The sequence below is a fragment of the Campylobacter sp. IFREMER_LSEM_CL1085 genome (genome assembly GCF_025772235.1).
Classification (GTDB): Bacteria; Campylobacterota; Campylobacteria; order Campylobacterales; family Campylobacteraceae; genus Campylobacter_D; species Campylobacter_D lari_D.
Genome location: NZ_JAKMRU010000024.1, coordinates 1 through 18,383, shown reverse-complemented (window position 1 = coordinate 18,383; position 18,383 = coordinate 1). Strand labels below are relative to the sequence as shown.

Sequence of the window (18,383 nt, the reverse complement as noted above, 5' to 3'; positions counted from 1 at the left end):
AGTGAGATTGAGATAAAATTGTTTATTTTTTTTAGATATAATCGAGCTTTATTTATATTTAAAAAAGGCATATTATGTTACGCTCATTTATAATTAGTATTTTATTTATAAATTCTTTAATGGCTTTTAATGTAAAGTCTTTATTTACTTATACTTTTAATGATAATATTAGCTATGATTTAAAAAAAGCTAAAGAAATATATTTTAAAAACAAATGTAACACCTGTCACGGAGAAAATGGAGAAAAAAATTCTTATGGCAAAAAAGCTATTAAAGATTTAAGTCCAGAAGAAATCAAAGGTGCCTTAAAAGACTATGCTAATGGATATTTTGAAGATCAATCAAGCGATAGCATTCAAATGAGCATATACGCCAAAAAATTAAGTGAAAGTGATATGGATCACATTATAGCTTACTTAAAGGGGCAAAATTTTTCTATCGAGCTTAATCAAAAAGATCTTTTAGAAGAAGAACCTACACCAAAAACAAAACATAATACATTTTTAAAATAAAAAAAGGAGTTTTCATGAGAAAAAATCTACTGCTAGCTAGCTTGCTTTGTGCTAGTTCAATTTATGCTGCGGAAGTAAAAATAGGAGTTATTTTACCACTTACTGGCGCTTTAGCGGCTTATGGTAATGATGTATATGAAGGTATCAAACTAGCTAATACCTTAAATCCAAATTTAAAAAATGGAGATAATGTTAAAATCATAGCCATAGATACAAAAGGTGATAAAATAGAAGCAGCAAATGCCACCACTAGACTTATCTCTCAAGATAAAGTTTTAGGACTTATAGGTGAAGCTGTTACACCAAATACTATGCAAGTTTTATCTATAGCTGAAGAAAGGAAAATCCCAGTAATAGCTCCTGTTGCTTCAGGCGATAAACTTTTGGATAAAAAAAGCTACGCTAGTAGAGTTTGTTTTATGGATAGCTTCCAAGGAGATAAATTTGCAAACTATGCATATAAAGATTTAAATTTAAAAACTGTAGTTGTAATAGTTGATCAAAGCAATGTGTATTCACTAGGCTTAGCAAGAGCCTTTGAAAAAGAATTTAAACAAAATGGCGGAAAAATACTTAAAAAATTAACTATCTCATCGGGCGATAAAGACTTTAAAGCTATTGTTTCACAACTTAAAAATATCAATCCTGACTTTGTTTATATGCCAATTTACCATCCAGAAGCAGCTTTAATAGCAAGACAAGCAAAAGCAGTTGGTTTTAATAAACTTTTAAGTGCAGGTGATGGGGTAAACAATAAAACATTTATTGAACTTGGGGGTGATGCTGTAAATGGAGTAATCTTTACCGATAGTTTTGACTATAACAATCCACCAACAACTTTGTCTAAAAATTTCATCAATGCTTATGAAAAAGATCATGGCACCAAAGAGCTTCCAGCATTTTCTGCTATGGGAGCTGATGCTTATTATGTAATGGTAAATGCAATGAATGAATGTGCTAATAATCTTAACGCACAATGCATTAATGAAAAAATTCATTCTACTAGTAATTTTGAAGGCGTAGGTGGAGTTATAAGCATAGATGCTAGTGGCAATGCAAGTCGTTCTGTAGTTATAAAAGAAATACAAGAACAAAAACAAGTTTATAAAACTATTATTAATCCTTGAAAGGTTAAACTATGAAAAAAATTAGTATAGCTATATTGTCTATCATAGCTTGTAATATCATACAGGCAAAAGAAATTAACATTGGCGTAGTTTTACCTCTAACAGGATCTACTGCAGCTTATGGTCAAAGTGCTTTAGATGGAGTGAAAATTGCAAATTCTATGAAAAATACTTTAAGTAATGGTGATAAGGTAAATCTTGTTGTAGTAGATACAAAAGGTGATAAAATAGAAAGTGCAAATGCTAGCACAAGATTAATTTCGCAAAATAAAGCTTATGCACTTATTGGAGAAATGCTAACAGCTAATACTTTACAAGTGATAAGAATTGGCGAGGAAAAAAAGATACCAGTGGTTGCTCCTGCAGCTACTGCTGATAAAATTTTAAATAAAAAATCATATGCCAGTAGAGTTTGTTTTATGGATAGCTTTCAAGGCTCGTCTTTAGCTACTTATGTAAAAAATAAGTTAAATTACACTAAAGCTGTGATAATTAGCGATCAAAGTGCAGATTATTCTTTAGGTTTAACTAGGGCCTTTGAAAAAGAATTTAACAAACAAGGTGGAAAAATTTTAGATAAATTTAGAATTACAGCAGGCGATAAAGATTTTAAAGCTATACTTTCTCAAGTTAAAAATTTAAAACCTGATTTTATTTATCTTCCAGTATATTACACTGAGGCTTCTTTGTTCGCACGTCAAGCAAAAGCAATGGGTGTTAATATTCCTATGGGTTCAGCAGATGGAGTTGCCGATGAAACTTTTATCAATCTAGCTCAAGATGCAGCAGAAGGATATTTATTTACAGATAGTTTTGATTATAATAACCCTCCAACAGAGCTTTCAAAAGACTTTATATTAGCCTATGAAAAAGAAAAACAAAGCAAAGAAGTTCCAAATTTTACAGCTATGGGTGCAGATGCATATTTTGTAATCTTTGAAGCTATGCAAAAATGTGTTAATGATTTCAATAGTGAATGTATCAACAACAACATTCATGCTACTTCTAAATTTGAAGGTGTTAGCGGGGTGATTAGTATAGACAAAACAGGTAATGCCACGCGCTCAATTGTTATAAAATCAATAGAGAATCAAAAGCAAGTTTATAAAGACTCGATTCTACCATAAATAAAAATTTAAGAGGTTCAATGGATAGTTCTTTAATTTTACAGCAAATTATAAATGGATTTAGTTTAGGCAGTATGTATGCACTTATTGCTATAGGCTATACAATGGTTTATGGTGTTTTAAGACTGATTAATTTCGCACATGGTGATATTATGATGGTGGGTGCATATTCAGCTTTATTTTGTGTTACAAGCATGAATGTACCTTTCTTAGGCGCTCTTTCTTTAGCTATGTTATTTGCAGCAGCTTTAGGTATAGCTATTGATAGAGTAGCTTATAAACCTTTAAGAAAAGCACCTAGAATTTCTTTACTTATCACAGCCATAGGTATAAGTTTTTTAATACAAAATGTATTTAATGTTTTATTTGGCTCAACACCAAAGTATTTTCCTGTACCAAGTTATCTTGAAACAGTGATTAATTTTAATAATATCAGCATTAGTGTTAATAGTATTTTAGTGCCTATTTTGACATTTTTTATATTATTAGTGGTTTTATTCATACTTTATAAAAGCAAATATGGCATTGCTATTAGAGCTTTAGCTTTTGATATTCATACTGTAAATTTAATGGGAATTGATGCAAATCGTATTATCGCTATTGTATTTGCACTAGGTTCAGCTTTAGCTGCTATTGGTGGTATTTTTTGGGCTGTTAGTTATCCTTCTGTTGAACCTAGCATGGGAACTCTTATAGGACTTAAGGCCTTTGGCGCTGCTGTTTTAGGTGGTATTGGTTCTGTTGCTGGGGCAGTTTTAGGTGGTTTGATTATAGGTTTTACAGAGGTTGTTGTTGTTGCTATTTTCCCTGATCTTTCTGGTTTTAAAGATGCATTTGCATTTATCTTTTTGGTATTAATTTTACTTTTTAAACCAACTGGAATTTTGGGTATTAATTTTGAAAAAAGTAGGTTTTAAAATGATTGCAAGAAAAATTACACATTTAAGTTTCTTTATTATAGCGCTTGCTTTTCTTTTTATATCTCCTTATTTTTTTAACGATTATAAAATAGGAATTTTAAGCAATATTGCTATTTTTGTAATCTTAGCGGTAAGTTATAATCTTATCAATGGAGTTACAGGACAATTTTCATTAGAGCCAAATGGTTTTGTAGCTATAGGAGCTTATGTTGCAGCCTTAGTTTTACTTACAAGTGAAAGCAAAATCGATCAGTTTTCTTTAGAGGATCCAAGTAGTTTTATTTTGATGATTCATTCGCCAAGCTTTATTGTAGCTTTACTTGCTGCTGGGGTTTGTGCTATGCTTTTATCTTTAGTTTTAGCCTTTGCAGTATTTAGAGTTAGAGGAGATTATTTAGCTATTGTAACACTAGGCTTTGGAATTATTATCAAGCTTATGGCAATTAACTTTGCTTCTGTTACAAATGGCTCTTTGGGCTTAAACGATATTCCTAAACATACTACCTTATATTGGAGTGGTGGGATTGCTATATTTTCTGTTATTATCATCTTAAATATTGTTAGTTCAAAATTTGGTAGAGCCATGAAAGCTGTAAGAGATGATGAAGATGCAGCATTAGCAATGGGTATTAACACTTTTAATATTAAAACCTTAGCTTTTAGTACTTCAGCATTTTTAGAAGGTGTTGGAGGAGGCTTATTAGCTTGCGCACTAGCTTCAGTTTCACCTGAACAATTTGACTTTTTATTTACTTTTCAGCTTTTAATCATCATTGTTTTAGGCGGCTTAGGTTCAACTACTGGTGCTATCATAGGAGCTATTTTAGTAATAGGTGGAAGTGAGTATTTAAGATTTTTAGATGAGAGTATGAATATTTTTGGTTATGAAACTCCTGCTATGCCTGGTCTTAGAATGGTTGTGTTTTCTGTTATATTGATTTTAGTAATGCTTTTTGCAAGAAGAGGAATAATGGGTGATAAAGAATTAACAGATATTTTATTTAAGTTTTCTAAAAGGAATAAAAAATGATTTTAGAGCTTAAAAAAATCCATAAAAATTTTGGTGGAGTTAGTGCTATAACAAATACTTCTTTTACTATAAAAGAAAGCGAAATTTTTGGACTTATAGGTCCAAATGGTGCAGGAAAAACGACACTATTTAATATTATTACAGGAAATTATAAACCAAGCAGCGGAGAAGTATTTTTTCTAGGAAAAAAGATTGACCATTTAAAGCCGCACAAAATAGTTCATCTAGGCATAGCAAGAACTTTTCAAAATATTAGACTTTTTTCTAGCATGAGTGTTTTAGAAAATGTATTAATTGGTTTTGATAAGAGTATTAAATATAATATTTTTGAAGCTTTTTTACATTTGGGAAGATTCTCCAAAGCAGAAAAAAATGCAAAAAAAGCAGCTTATGAAATTTTAGAACAACTCAATATTACTCATTTGGCTGATGAAAGGGCCACTAGTTTAAGTTATGGACAACAAAGAAAAGTTGAAATAGCAAGAGCTTTAGCAACAAACCCTAAACTTTTATTGTTAGATGAACCAGCAGCAGGTATGAATTCAACAGAAAGCGATGATTTAGCCGAATTGATTTTTGATATAAGAAATAATAAAAAAATCAGCGTTTTGCTTATTGAGCATGATATGAAATTTGTAAATAAGCTTTGCGATAGGGTTATGGTGCTTGATTATGGTAAGACTATTTTTGAAGGAAAGCCAAGTGATGCTGTTCAAAATCCTGAAGTAATTAGTGCATATTTGGGAGATTTTAATGCTAGTAGTTAAAGATTTACATGTTTATTATGGCTTAATAGAAGCTGTTAAAGGTATAGATTTTACCATAAAAACAGGAAGTATAGTTAGCTTGATAGGCTCAAATGGTGCAGGAAAAACATCAACACTTAATGCAATGCTAAATTGTGTTAAAAAAACTGGTGAAGTAAGTTTTTTAGGTTATGACACTCAAAGACATTTACCTCATACTTTAGTACAAAAAGGTATAGCATTGGTACCTGAAGGAAGAAGAGTTTTTATAAATCTCACTATAGAAGAAAATTTAAAAATTGGTGCTTTTAATAATGCAGAAAACTATGAACATTTGAAAAATCAAATGTATAGACTTTTCCCAAGATTAAAAGATAAAAAAAATGCCCTTGCAGGAACCCTAAGTGGTGGAGAAGCTCAAATGCTAGCTATTTCAAGAGCTCTTATGAGTGAGCCAAAACTTTTAATGCTAGATGAACCTTCGCTAGGGCTTGCTCCAAAAATAGTTGGAGAGGTTTTTGATATTATAGTCAAATTAAAAGAAGAAGGTATTACTATTTTATTAGTGGAACAAAATGCGTTTTCAGCTTTAAAAATCAGCGATTATGCTTATGTTCTAGAAAATGGTAAAATCGCTATGCATGCACCTGCAAAAGATCTTATCGGTAATGATGAGATTAGAAAAAAATACCTTGGAGCTTAAATCATGAGAAGACAACTTTTAGCTTTTGGGGATATAAAAATTTCTATTTTTTTATTTTTAATTTTTGCCCTATTTTGCGCTCTAGCTACTTTTATAGAAAGTGCTTACAATACTCCAACAGCATGGGCCATGATATATGGAACATCTTGGTTTGGCTTTATACAGCTCATATTAGGAATCAATCTTTTAACAGCTCTTTTTAAATATAAAATGTTTAACAAGAGAAAAATACCGCTTTTAATCTTTCATATCTCATTTTTATTTATATTACTAGGTTCAGCTATGACTAGATATATGGGATTTGAAGGAAATTTACACATTAGGGAAAACGAAAAAAATAATATCATTGAAACCTCAAAAAGTTATATCTACATAGCAACCTTAAAAGATGATAAAGTATATAGTGCTGCAAAATCTGAATATATTGCCACCTTACCTTTTGTAAATGATTTTTCATTTGATTTAATACTACCCGATGAAAAAGCTCAAATTTCATATGAAAATTTGATTTTAGATGCAAAAGAAATTTATATCGATGATAACAACTCTGCTCCTCTTTTATCTTTAATGCTTTCACAAAATAACGAATCTAAAGAATTGCTTTTTCAAGCAGGGGATATAAAAAATATCAATGGTGTCAATATAGCATTTTTAAACGACTCTGTTCCAAGTCCTTATATAAAAATTGATAAAGATCTAAAGCTTAGTGCTGATTTTAATTTAAAATACATGTCAATGAGTGATGGTAAAGAAAACATTTTAAAAGCCAATCAAAAAGCACAAGCTAAAGATTTAAGATTATATTCTTTTAATGATATTAATTTAGTGGTAAAATTTGCTTCTTTACATGGTAAAAAAACCTTAGAAGGTATTAATCAAGCTCAAGATGAAAGCTTTTTTACTTGGTTTAAAAATAGTTGGATAGAGCTAGGACGCAATGCTTTGATTTCTTTATTTGGTGAGGCAAAATACTGGAATAATTCTTTATTAAATAATTTCAAAGACTTTGCACAAAGCACTAAATATATGCCAACTCAACTTTCAGAAAATGCTATTAATGCTTTAAAATTAAAATTAAGCTATAAAGGAGAATCTAAAGAAGTTTTCCTAATAGAATACAACTCGCCTATCCGTATTGATGTAGCAGGTCAACCTTTCTTTTTAAGATGGGGTCCTAAAGGAATAGAAATGCCATTTGAAATGTACTTAAAAGACTTTGAGCTAGAACGCTATCCTGGCTCGATGTCGCCTATGTCTTATGCAAGTTATGTGGAAATTGATAATGCCGAACAAAAATTAGAATATAAGATTTTTATGAATAATGTTTTAGATTATCAAGGTTATAGATTTTACCAAAGTTCTTATGATCAAGATGAGCTTGGCACCATACTTTCAGTTAATAAAGATCCGGGTAAAATTCCTACATATATTGGATATTTTTTACTTACATTAGGAATGTTTTTAAATATTTTAAATCCTCATTCAAGATTTAGGACTTTAGCTAAATTAATCAATCAAGACACCTTGAAAAAAACAAGTGCGATATTGACATTTATATTAGTTTTTTTTGCAAGCCAAAATACTTATGCAAATGAACCCATCAAGGTAGATGAAACACATGCTAAAGAACTTGCTTCTTTAGTAGTGCAAAAACCTGATGGTAGAATGGTTCCTTTTAATACTTTAGCTATGGAAGTTTTAGAAAAAATATACAAAAACACAACCTTTCAAGGCCAAAGTGCCGAAGCAACTATCATATCAATGATTTTTGATGGCAGTGCATGGTATGATAAAGATATTATATTTATGCCAACAAGTCGCTTGGTTAATGAAGAAATTTCTAAAATTTTAGGTATTGAACCTAGAGCTTATACTAGTTTTAAAGATTTTTTCACTACAGATGCTTATAAACTACAAAAATATGTAGAAAATGCTAATAGAAAAAATCCAAATCGTAGAAGTGTTTTTGATAAAGAAATAATCAAGCTTGATGAAAGAGTAAATATTGTAAATTTAATTTTTTCAGGAGATATTTTTAAATTTATTCCACTACAAAATAGCACCAATAATCAATGGGTGGCACCACGCGAAGCATATATAGGATTAAAAGGCGAAGAAGGTAAAGAAGTAAGAAGCATTTTAGAAAATTATTTCAATGCAGTTAGTAATTCTATTGTACATAACAACTGGGATGAAGCAACTAAAAATTTAAATATTATCAAAAATTACCAAGAAAAATACGGCCATGAAGTTATGCCAAGTGCTAAAAAAATTAATACAGAAATCTTTTTCAACAAAAGTCAAATTTTTGTAAATCTTGCTCCGCTTTATTTATGCGCTGGATTTTTACTTTTGATTATAGTTTTTGTTAAAATGCTCCTGCCAAAAATTCGCATTGATTTTATATTTAAATGTGTTTATGTGTTTAACATTGTGGCATTTTTCATCCATACTCTAGGTTTGGCTTTGCGTTGGTATATAGCAGGTCGCGCTCCATGGAGTAATGCATATGAGAGCATGGTTTATATAGCTTGGGCTTTATCATTATCTGGAATTTTCTTTTCGAGAAAAAGTCCTATTGCACTTTCTTTAACCTCTATTTTAGCAGGAGTTACTTTAGGTGTAGCTCATCTTAGCCAAATGGATCCGCAAATTACCAATTTAGTTCCTGTGTTGCAATCTTATTGGCTAACAATACATGTTTCGGTTATTACTGCTAGCTATGGATTTTTAGGATTATGTGCATTGTTGGGTATATTTGTACTTATTTTATTATGTATGCTAAAAATCAATGGCAAACATAATGAAAACATTTTAAGAAATATTACAGAAGCAACAAGAATCAACGAAATGGCTATGATTTTAGGACTTTGCTTACTTACAGTTGGAAATTTCTTAGGTGCTATATGGGCAAATGAAAGCTGGGGAAGATATTGGAGTTGGGACTCTAAAGAAACTTGGGCTTTAATTAGTATTTTAGTTTATGCAGCTATTTTGCACATTAGAATGGTGCCAAAATGGGCAAATCAATACATTTTTGCAGTTTGCTCCATGTTTGCATATTGGGTAATTATCATGACTTATTTTGGTGTAAATTACTTTTTAACTGGTATGCATTCTTATGCAGCAGGAGATTCTGTGAAAATTCCTGATTATGTGTATTGGGGATTTTTATTTATGGTAGCATTAAGCTTAGCAAGTTATTTTAAAAGATCTTATGCAACAAAATTATAGGAAAGTTTTACATGAATAATTCTCTTTTTATTTTTTTAGTTATAGCTTTAGTGATAATTATCATACTTGGAATTCTTTTGGTATTATTTTTCATGCACAAAGAAAAACAACCAAGCAAATCAAATCCAGCTAAAACTCCAAAAATAAGCAATATAGAAGATTTTATATCTAAAGCAAATAATGCAAACAACTCTCAAGAAATTCAAGCCTTAATTTTGCAATTTTTAAATTCACAAAAACTAGGATCTAATCCAAAAGACAGCGCCACTAAAAGAAAACTTGATTTCATTAGTGCTATTTCAGCCAATGCTAATGCTACTCCTAAAAACATTTCATTTTTAAACAATGAGCTAAAAAAAAGATATAAAGCTTTGAAAAAAGAAATTGATGCTTATGAGCAAATAGGTCTAGCAAAAAGAAAAATGAGACAATCTTAAGGTTTTTTGATGAAAAATATTAGAAATTTCTCTATTATAGCTCATATTGATCATGGTAAAAGCACATTAGCTGATAGAATTATCAGCGAATGCGGAGCTATTAGCGATAGACAAATGAGCGCCCAAGTAATGGATACTATGGATATAGAAAAAGAGCGTGGTATAACTATAAAAGCTCAATCTGTGCGTTTAAATTATAAATTCAACAATGAAGAATATGTATTAAATTTAATAGACACTCCGGGCCATGTTGATTTTTCCTATGAAGTAAGTCGTTCTTTGGCAAGTTGCGAAGGAGCTTTACTTGTTGTTGATGCTTCTCAAGGAGTAGAGGCTCAAACTATAGCCAATGTTTATATAGCCTTAGAAAATGATCTTGAAATCATACCAGTGATTAATAAAATTGATCTTCCTTCGGCTGATATTGAAAAGGTTAAACACGAAATAGAGCATATTATAGGAATTGATTGCTCTAATGCAATTTGTGTTAGCGCAAAAACAGGTGTAGGTATAAAAGAACTCATAGAAACTATCATCACAAAAATTCCTGCGCCAAAAACTGATGATGAAGCACCTACCAAAGCTTTAATTTATGATTCTTGGTTTGATAATTATCTTGGAGCTTTGGCTTTAGTTAGAATTTATGAGGGAAATATTGCTAAAAATGATGAAGTTTTAGTTATGAGTACAGATAAAAAACATCTCGTGCAAGATCTTTTCTATCCTCATCCATTAAGCCCTATAAAAACTAAAAAATTAGAATCAGGTGAAGTAGGTGTTATCGTGCTTGGACTTAAAAATGTCGCCGATGTTCAAGTAGGTGACACCATAACACTAACTAAAAACAAAGCAAAAGAAGCCATTGGTGGTTTTGAAAAAGCCAAAGCTTTTGTTTTTGCAGGATTATATCCTATAGAAACGGATAAATTTGAAGATTTAAGAGATGCTTTGGACAAATTAAAACTTAATGATAGTTCTATTACCTATGAACCTGAAACATCCCTTGCTTTAGGATTTGGTTTTAGAGTTGGTTTTTTAGGTCTTTTGCATATGGAGGTTATTAAAGAAAGACTTGAGCGTGAGTTTAACCTTGATTTAATTGCTACTGCTCCAACTGTTACTTATAAAATTTATCAAACCGATGGAGAAGTTTTAAAAATTCAAAATCCAAGCGAACTACCTCCGGTAAATAAAATCGATTATATAAAAGAACCTTATGTAAAAGCAACTATCATAACTCCAAGCGAATACCTAGGGAATTTAATCACTCTTTTAAATCGCAAACGCGGTATGCAAGTTAAGATGGATTACATCACTCCTGAGCGCGTTTTACTTGAGTATGATATACCTTTAAACGAAATCGTTATGGACTTTTACGATAAACTTAAATCACTTACCAAAGGCTATGCTAGTTTTGATTATGAGCCTATTGAATTTAGAGTGGGAGATCTTGTAAAACTTGATATTAAAGTAGCTGGTGAAAATGTCGATGCACTAAGCATCATAGTGCCAAATGAAAAAGCACTAAGCAAGGGCAGAGAGCTTGTAAAAGCGATGAAAGAAATCGTCCCAAGACAGCTTTTTGAAGTTGCTATCCAAGCAAGCATAGGAAATAAAATTATTGCAAGAGAAAATGTAAAATCCATGGGTAAAAATGTAACCGCAAAATGTTATGGTGGGGATATTACTAGAAAAAGAAAACTTCTTGAAAAACAAAAAGAAGGTAAAAAAAGAATGAAAGCTATTGGTAAGGTACATTTACCTCAAGAAGCATTTTTAAGTGTTTTAAAAATAGACTAAATCCCTAGTTTATACACTAGGGATATAAATTTATGCATTGATATCTAAAGAATTTCCACCCATTTCATTAATTTTTTGAGTTACTGTTTCAATAGCTTTATCAATTGTCTCATAGCTGATATCAGGAAGTTTGCCACCCCACATTTTTTCCGCTTGTGCAAATCCTGCTTTTAGACCCTCTAAACCTTTTTGAAGTTTTTCCATGTCTTCACCAGCCCCATTAATAACAAAATCAGCCAATCTTTGAGATGTTTTTGCTACACCAAAATATCCATCTTCCCCAATAAGCTCTTTTGCTTCATCAGCATTTAAACTAAGTATATCTTTACCTTCATATCCTATAGCTTTAAAATCTACATTTGATAAAATAGCTGTTAAAGAATCCTTAGATTGAGCTCCTTGAAAAATCCCTGCCTGAGATAGACTATTGGATGAACTCATGCTAAATACTTGCTGCATAAAATTCATAGCATAAAGCTCGGTTATGCCTTTTCCTCCCATACTAGCAAGCTTACTAAGCTTATCCTCATCTATATCTTTTGTGCTATTAGCACTTTTGGTATTGGCATCTTCAAGTTTTGTATTCAAATTAGCCTTCCTATTGCTAACTTGCGACTCTACTGCCACGCGTGAATACGAATTTATTTGCATCCTTGCTCCTTTTTTTGTGGGTTTATAAAAATCGTCTAAAAAAAATTAAAATTTACATTAAGAAATTTATAATTACAGCTTAAATATAATGCCAAATATTTATTATATTTTTAAAATTTGGGTGATATAAATGTTTTTCAAAGACTTTTTCATTATCATTGTTGATCCATATTTTAAAGATATTATAGAAGGTATAGAATCTCTTTATTAAATTTATTTTATCTATAAAATTTTAAATAAAATAATTTTTAATAAGGAAAGCTATGTCAATACATAATTTTTACACTACATTAAATCCTACCAAACTATTTATAAAATGTGCTTTGCCAAACATGGCTAGCATGGCTTTTATTTATCTTTATGTGATTATTGATGGAATTTTTGTTGGAAGATATTTAGGTTCAAATGCGCTTGCTGCTATGAATTTAATGATGCCTTTTATCATGATAAGTTTTGCTCTAGCTGATATGATAGCCATAGGCTCATCAGTGCAAATAGCAATTAATCTAGGTAAAGGAAAAGTTGAAAAAGCAAGAGCTATTTTTTCTTTTTGTATAGTTCTTATTTTTGCAATTTCTTGTTTAATGGGAATTTTAGGATTTTTTCTAGCAAAAACATTAAGTGTTTTTATGGGGAGCTAATGAGAATATTCAAAGTTTATCTACTGAATATATGCAAATTTTTGCCACTTTTGCTCCCTTTATTATGCTAGCTTTTGCTATGGATAATTATCTTAGGATTTGTGGAAAAACTTTTTATAGCATGATAGTTAATATCATTACTGCTTTGAGTAATATTTTTCTTGACTGGCTTTTTATAGTGGTTTTTGATTGGGGACTTTTTTCAGCAGCTTTAGCAACTTGTATAGGGATGTTTTTAGGAAGCGTTTTAGGGATATTACCTTTTATTTTTAAAGATTTAACTTTAAAATTTAAAAAACCAATAATCAAGCTGCAAATACTAAAAAATATATTTTATAATGGCTCATCTGAATTTTTTTCTAATATTTCTAGCTCTTTTTATACCATCTTAGCTAATGCTTTCTTGCTCAAACTTTCTGGAAGTACAGCTGTTGCAGCATTTTCTGTGATTTTATATCTTAGTACTTTTGTTTTCATGCTAGTTTTGGCCATGTGTGATGCTATGCAACCTGCATTAAGTTATAATTATGGACACAAAAATATTGCAAGAATTCAAGCTATTTTTAAAAGAATGTTTTTTGCTTCTTGGGGTGTAAGTACAATGGCATTTTTGTTTGTTTATTTATTCAATAACCTTATAGTAGATATTTTTAATAAAGATAACAACCAAGATTTTATCCATATAGCACAAAATGCTTTAATATTTTTTTCTTTTTCATTTTTATTTTCTTGGTTTGGAAAACTCTGCGCTTCATTTTTCACAGCACTTGATAAACCCTTGCTTTCTTTAGGAATTTCTATTACCCAAAGTCTTATTTTCCCATTTTTATCCTTGTTTATACTAACGCAATTTTTAGGAGTAAATGGAGTTTGGCTAGCCACTTTAGTGGGTGATATTTGTATGATTTTTATTGCTTCATTTTTATTATATAAAACTTTTAAAAATCTAAACTCTTAGCTAATTTTAAACAAGAGTTTAGATTTTGTTCTTTACATATATATAAATTTTTAAAATTACGAAGTTTTAAAGCTGTACTTTGACCTATAACTACAACTTTATCTTCTTTTTCTAATGCAAAAAATTTCAAAAATTGCTCCATGCTTGATGGAGCGCTAAAGATAAAAACACTTGGATGATATATTTTTAACTCATCTTTTTTAGGCTCTATGGCTATATTTTCATAAACGATTAATTGTTTTAAAAGGATATTTTCTTTCAGTAAATACTCATCAAGACCTGAACTAATTTTCTTCGCTCTTAAATAAAGACATTTTTTATTTTTAAACTCAGATAAAAACTCACTAGCTAAATTTTTACCATAAGCCTTGCTAGGATATTTGACATTTTTAAAGCCAAGCTCTTTTGCAAAATCAGCACTTTTTTCTCCCACAGCATAAAGTTTAATATCAAAATCAATTTTGTTTTTACTTGACATTAATGCTTTTAATGCATTCTTGGAGCTAATGATTAAACAATCAAATTCCTTTAAATTAACTTCAAAATCAAGAAATTTAATTTCATTTAATCTTATAGTCTTAACACCATCAAATTCTTTATCCCCTATAAAATAAATCATTATTTTCCTATAAAAGTTTTATCAAAATTTGATCTTAAATTTAAAGTTGCTATATAAGGATCATTTGCTTGCATTATCGCTCTAACCACAGCTATACCTTGTATATTACAATCTTTAAGCAAATTTAAATTAACTTCATCTATCCCACCTATAGCCACAATAGGTAAAGAAGCTAAACTAGCAATTTCTTTTAATCCATCTATGCCAAGCACAACACAATCTTGCTTGCTAGGCGTAGTAAAAACAGCCCCCACTCCAAGATAAGTAGCACCTTGAGTATTAATAAGATCATTTTTATGATTGATCGTAAGCCCTATGATTTTTTCTTCGCCTAAAAGCTCCCTTGCTTTTTTTAAAGGCATATCCTTTTGTCCTATATGCACTCCATTTGCATTCACAGCCATGGCTATATCGATTCTATCATTTATCACAAAAGGCGTGTTGTATTTTTCACACAAAGCTTTAACTTTTAAAGCAAGATTATAAAATTCTAAAGTACTAAGATTTTTCTCTCTAAGTTGTAAAATATCAATCTTAGCTTTCAAAGAAGCTTCTAAAATATTTAAAAACTCGCTTTCGCTTTTTTCACCCTTGCTTGCGACAAGATAAATTTTAAATGATTTCATATTTGGCTCTTTTTTTAATTTCTTCATCATTTAAATTACTTAAAGCATCGATTAAATTCACTCTAAAACTACCACTTCCACTAGAAAGCTCTTGAGCGATTTCGCTAGCTATGCCAAAACTAAGCAAAGCATATAAACTAGCCTGAAATTTATCTTCTAACGCTCCTGCAAAAACTCCACACAAAGAAGCACACATACAACCTGCTCCAGTTATCTTAGTAGCCATGATTGAGCCATTATAAATTTTAGCAATATGCTCTTGATTTATAATATAATCAATTTTTCCAGTTATAGCCAAAACACGCTTGGTTTTATAAGAGTATTCTTTAGCTTTTTCTAAAAACTCATCATCGATTACAAAAGTACTATCAACCCCTCTTGCTTTACCATCTAAACCTATAACACTAGCCATTTCAGATGCATTTGCTTTAACAATACTAATGCCTTTTAGATTAAGCAATTCAAAATTAATCCCATCTCTTGCCTTACTCACACCCAAAGCAACAGGATCAAAAATTATAGGTTTATTTAATAAAGTATATTCTTTAGTTGCTTTTAACATAGAATTTGCTATAAGTTGATTAATCGTACCTGTGTTTAATACTAAGGCTGAACTTATTCTAGCAAAATCAGCTTGCTCTTCATAAAAATCAGCCATAGCAGCACTTGCTCCCATTGCTATAGTTACATTTGCACAATCATTAGCTGTAACATAATTAGTGATATGATGAATCAAAGGATTTTTTTCTCTTACTGCTTTAATAATCATTTTTACTCCTTGTCATATTGAAAAAAATGATTAGTCGGACCACAACCTTTTCCAAGTGCTAAAGAATTTAATATAGCTCCATACACATAATCTTTAGCAAGTTTTATAGCTTCATGTTTTTCTTTACCTAAGGCAAGATTACTAGCTATAGCTGAACTTAATGTACAACCTGTGCCGTGTGTATTTTTTGTATTAATTTTTTCTGCTTTAAAAATACTAAATTCCTTTCCATCATAAAAAACATCATTGGTGTTATATTTACTATGTCCACCTTTAATCAAAACACTTTTTGCACCTTCTTTGTGAAGTTTTATAGCGGCTTTTTTCATATCCTCCTCGTTAAGTATTTTAAAATCACACAAAAATTCAGCCTCGGGAATATTTGGAGTAAGTACATCAGCTAAAGATAAAATTTCATCTTTAAAAAACTGACAATTTTCTAAAGGCATTAAAGCATAGCCATTTTTTGCAAACATCACAGGATCAATCACTACATTTTTAGCTTTAAAGCGCAATAAATTTTCTTTTACACAAATTATGATTTCCTTTGAACCTAGCATTCCAATTTTTACAGCAGCTGGCTCTATGTCTTCATAAACTGCTAGCATTTGCTCATCTATTATCTTAGTGGGTATATCAAAACAAGAAATCACCCTTGCAGTATTTTCAGCCACAACGCTTAAAACTACACTCATACCAAATAAATTATGAGCGCTAAAAGTTTTTAAATCAGCTTGTATGCCAGCTCCACCACTACAATCACTTCCTGCTATAGTTAAGATAGGAATTTTAGTTTTTGTTTTTGCTTGTATCATTTTTATCCTTTTTTTATAAAAAAGGAAAGTTTTTGCAAGAATTCAAAGTTTGCATTACCAAACTTCTCAAGGGTCGAAGTTATACTTCCTCTCAGCAAAAGCTCCCCATTAATGAAAAATTATATCTTAGTTTTAATTAATCTTTAAAAATATTTTGAAATACTGCTATAATTTTGAAAAAACTACACAAAAATAAAAGGAAAAATATGACTAAAATTATTTTTGTTTGTTTAGGCAATATTTGTCGTTCTCCCATGGCCGAATTTATTATGAAGGATCTTTTAACAAAAGCAAATTTAAATAATGAATTTATTATTTCTAGTGCAGGTACTTCAGGTTACCACGATGGGGAGGATATGCATTATAAAACTAAAGCTTTATTAGATAACAAAAATATAAATTCTAAGCCATTTTGCAGTAAAAAACTAAATTTAAAAATGTGCGAGGATAATGATTTAATTATCGTAATGGATAATTCTAATTATAATGATATAGTTAAAAATTTTCCAAATGCAAAACATAAAATTCATAAAATCACTTCTTTTGCCTTAGAATTAGGATATGACGAAGTACCTGATCCTTGGTATAGTGGGAACTTTGATGAGACTTATTTAATCCTTTCGCAAGCATGTGAAAATATATTCAATCTACTCAAAAAATATTTTTAAATTTAAAAAATATTTATTATTTTTTTAATATAATTTCTACTTTTAAAAATTACTGAAAGGTTATTTGATGAAAAGTATTAAACTTAAAGTTTCACTAATAGCAAACGCTATTGCTATTTGTTGTTTATTGATTTTAGGAATTGTAACATTTATTTTTGTAAAACAATCTCTTTTTAATGAGGTTGTTAATTCAGAAAAAAATCGTTTAATTTTTACCAGCAATCTTGTAGAAGATTTTAGACAAAACACATCTAAATCTTTAATAGAACTCTCAGAAACCATTCTTAGACACCCATATTCAAACCTTAATTCTCAAGATGCATTAGCTAAAAATGTTGGTGTTCAACTAAAAGCATTTAGAGATGCAGGAAATTATCTAGCTGTATATATTGCTCAACCAAATGGAGAGTTAGTTGTAAGCGATACAGACAGCGATAGCAAAAATCTTGATTACGGTTTTTATGGTAAAGCTGATGGTTACGATGCAACAACAAGAGAATATTATATAGAAGCAAAAAAGAAAAACACTTTGTTTATAACCGACTCTTATATAGATGCTACTACAGGATTGCCTTGTTTCACTTATGCTCTACCTTTATTGAAAGATGGGAAATTTATTGGTATTTTAGCCATTGATGTCTTAGTTAAAGACTTAATAGAAAATTTGAAAAAAATGCCAGGAGATTCATTTGTATATGACAAAAATCACTTTGCATTTGCATCTACAAATGAAAATTATAATTCAAATCATCCAAATATTACAATAGTAGCCAATGCATTTGCAAAATCAAACAACGGGGAACCATTTTTTTACACTAGTAAAGAAGGTAATGAAAGACTTGGTTTGTGCAATACAACAAATGATTATACAGTATGTAATATTGCCTATGTTGATACCATAAACCATTCAAGTGAAAAAATTGCCCATGTTCAAGCTATAATTGTAATTTTCACAAGTATATTAAGTATTGCCTTACTTTACTTCATCATATCTTATTAC

General features: G+C 30.2%; 17 protein-coding genes and 1 pseudogene. 13 read left to right on the top strand and 5 right to left on the bottom strand.

Features of this window, described 5'->3' with window-relative positions; all coding sequences use genetic code 11:
* The first annotated feature begins 71 nt into the window (after positions 1 to 71).
* Genes L8W56_RS08170 through lepA form a run of 10 tightly spaced genes read left to right on the top strand, consistent with a single transcriptional unit; the run spans position 72 to position 11,636 of the window.
* Complete coding sequence (locus tag L8W56_RS08170) at positions 72 to 512, top strand: c-type cytochrome (protein ID WP_412175546.1); 441 nt, start codon at positions 72 to 74, stop codon at positions 510 to 512.
* Positions 513 to 526: 14 nt separating this feature from the next.
* Positions 527 to 1,639 (top strand): ABC transporter substrate-binding protein, encoded by a 1,113-nt coding sequence (locus tag L8W56_RS08165; RefSeq protein ID WP_263659957.1) that lies wholly within the window; start codon positions 527 to 529, stop codon positions 1,637 to 1,639.
* A gap of 11 nt (positions 1,640 to 1,650) precedes the next feature.
* Positions 1,651 to 2,766, top strand: a complete 1,116-nt coding sequence (locus L8W56_RS08160) for an ABC transporter substrate-binding protein (protein ID WP_263659956.1) — start codon at positions 1,651 to 1,653, stop codon at positions 2,764 to 2,766.
* 20 nt (positions 2,767 to 2,786) lie between these two features.
* Positions 2,787 to 3,683, top strand: coding sequence for a branched-chain amino acid ABC transporter permease (locus tag L8W56_RS08155; RefSeq protein ID WP_220566316.1), 897 nt, complete (start codon positions 2,787 to 2,789; stop codon positions 3,681 to 3,683).
* Position 3,684: 1 nt separating this feature from the next.
* Positions 3,685 to 4,716 (top strand): branched-chain amino acid ABC transporter permease, encoded by a 1,032-nt coding sequence (locus L8W56_RS08150; protein ID WP_133319839.1) that lies wholly within the window; start codon positions 3,685 to 3,687, stop codon positions 4,714 to 4,716.
* Positions 4,713 to 5,483, top strand: a complete 771-nt coding sequence (locus tag L8W56_RS08145; RefSeq protein WP_263659955.1) for an ABC transporter ATP-binding protein — start codon at positions 4,713 to 4,715, stop codon at positions 5,481 to 5,483. The genes L8W56_RS08150 and L8W56_RS08145 overlap by 4 nt, the downstream gene beginning before the upstream one ends.
* Positions 5,470 to 6,165 (top strand): ABC transporter ATP-binding protein, encoded by a 696-nt coding sequence (locus L8W56_RS08140; protein ID WP_133319837.1) that lies wholly within the window; start codon positions 5,470 to 5,472, stop codon positions 6,163 to 6,165. The genes L8W56_RS08145 and L8W56_RS08140 overlap by 14 nt, the downstream gene beginning before the upstream one ends.
* A 3-nt stretch (positions 6,166 to 6,168) precedes the next feature.
* Positions 6,169 to 9,399, top strand: coding sequence for a c-type cytochrome biogenesis protein CcsB (gene ccsB / locus L8W56_RS08135; RefSeq protein WP_263659954.1), 3,231 nt, complete (start codon positions 6,169 to 6,171; stop codon positions 9,397 to 9,399).
* 11 nt (positions 9,400 to 9,410) lie between these two features.
* Entirely contained in the window at positions 9,411 to 9,836 is a 426-nt protein-coding gene (locus L8W56_RS08130) for a hypothetical protein (RefSeq protein ID WP_263659953.1), read from the top strand.
* 9 nt (positions 9,837 to 9,845) lie between these two features.
* The gene (gene lepA / locus L8W56_RS08125) at positions 9,846 to 11,636 is read left to right on the top strand and encodes a translation elongation factor 4 (protein WP_263659952.1); all 1,791 of its coding nucleotides are present in this window, start codon (positions 9,846 to 9,848) and stop codon (positions 11,634 to 11,636) included.
* A 30-nt stretch (positions 11,637 to 11,666) separates the two neighbouring features.
* Here lepA and L8W56_RS08120 read toward each other — a convergent pair whose 3' ends face one another.
* Positions 11,667 to 12,287 (bottom strand): hypothetical protein, encoded by a 621-nt coding sequence (locus L8W56_RS08120; protein WP_263659951.1) that lies wholly within the window; start codon positions 12,285 to 12,287, stop codon positions 11,667 to 11,669.
* A 269-nt stretch (positions 12,288 to 12,556) separates the two neighbouring features.
* On the opposite strand from L8W56_RS08120, the pseudogene L8W56_RS08115 reads away from it, so the two are divergent.
* Positions 12,557 to 13,886 (top strand): annotated as a pseudogene (locus L8W56_RS08115) (MATE family efflux transporter).
* On the opposite strand, the gene L8W56_RS08110 reads toward L8W56_RS08115, so the two are convergent.
* From L8W56_RS08110 to thiD, 4 genes are read right to left on the bottom strand one after another with little or no spacing between them, the layout of a single operon-like run.
* Positions 13,867 to 14,508 (bottom strand): uroporphyrinogen-III synthase, encoded by a 642-nt coding sequence (locus L8W56_RS08110; protein ID WP_318529811.1) that lies wholly within the window; start codon positions 14,506 to 14,508, stop codon positions 13,867 to 13,869. The pseudogene L8W56_RS08115 and the gene L8W56_RS08110 overlap by 20 nt on opposite strands.
* Positions 14,505 to 15,131, bottom strand: a complete 627-nt coding sequence (thiE, locus tag L8W56_RS08105) for a thiamine phosphate synthase (RefSeq protein ID WP_220566311.1) — start codon at positions 15,129 to 15,131, stop codon at positions 14,505 to 14,507. Before thiE ends, L8W56_RS08110 begins: the two co-directional genes overlap by 4 nt.
* A complete protein-coding gene (gene thiM / locus L8W56_RS08100) occupies positions 15,118 to 15,900 on the bottom strand; it encodes a hydroxyethylthiazole kinase (protein WP_263659949.1) in 783 nt (260 codons plus the stop codon). Before thiM ends, thiE begins: the two co-directional genes overlap by 14 nt.
* A 2-nt stretch (positions 15,901 to 15,902) precedes the next feature.
* Positions 15,903 to 16,715 carry a bifunctional hydroxymethylpyrimidine kinase/phosphomethylpyrimidine kinase gene (thiD, locus tag L8W56_RS08095; RefSeq protein ID WP_133319829.1) on the bottom strand — a complete coding sequence of 271 codons (813 nt, stop codon included), beginning with the start codon at positions 16,713 to 16,715 and terminating at the stop codon, positions 15,903 to 15,905.
* Between the two features lie 206 nt (positions 16,716 to 16,921).
* On the opposite strand from thiD, the gene L8W56_RS08090 reads away from it, so the two are divergent.
* Positions 16,922 to 17,383, top strand: coding sequence for a low molecular weight protein-tyrosine-phosphatase (locus tag L8W56_RS08090; protein WP_263659948.1), 462 nt, complete (start codon positions 16,922 to 16,924; stop codon positions 17,381 to 17,383).
* 67 nt (positions 17,384 to 17,450) lie between these two features.
* The coding region (locus L8W56_RS08085) for a PDC sensor domain-containing protein (RefSeq protein WP_263659947.1) at positions 17,451 to 18,383 on the top strand (933 nt) is incomplete at its 3' end.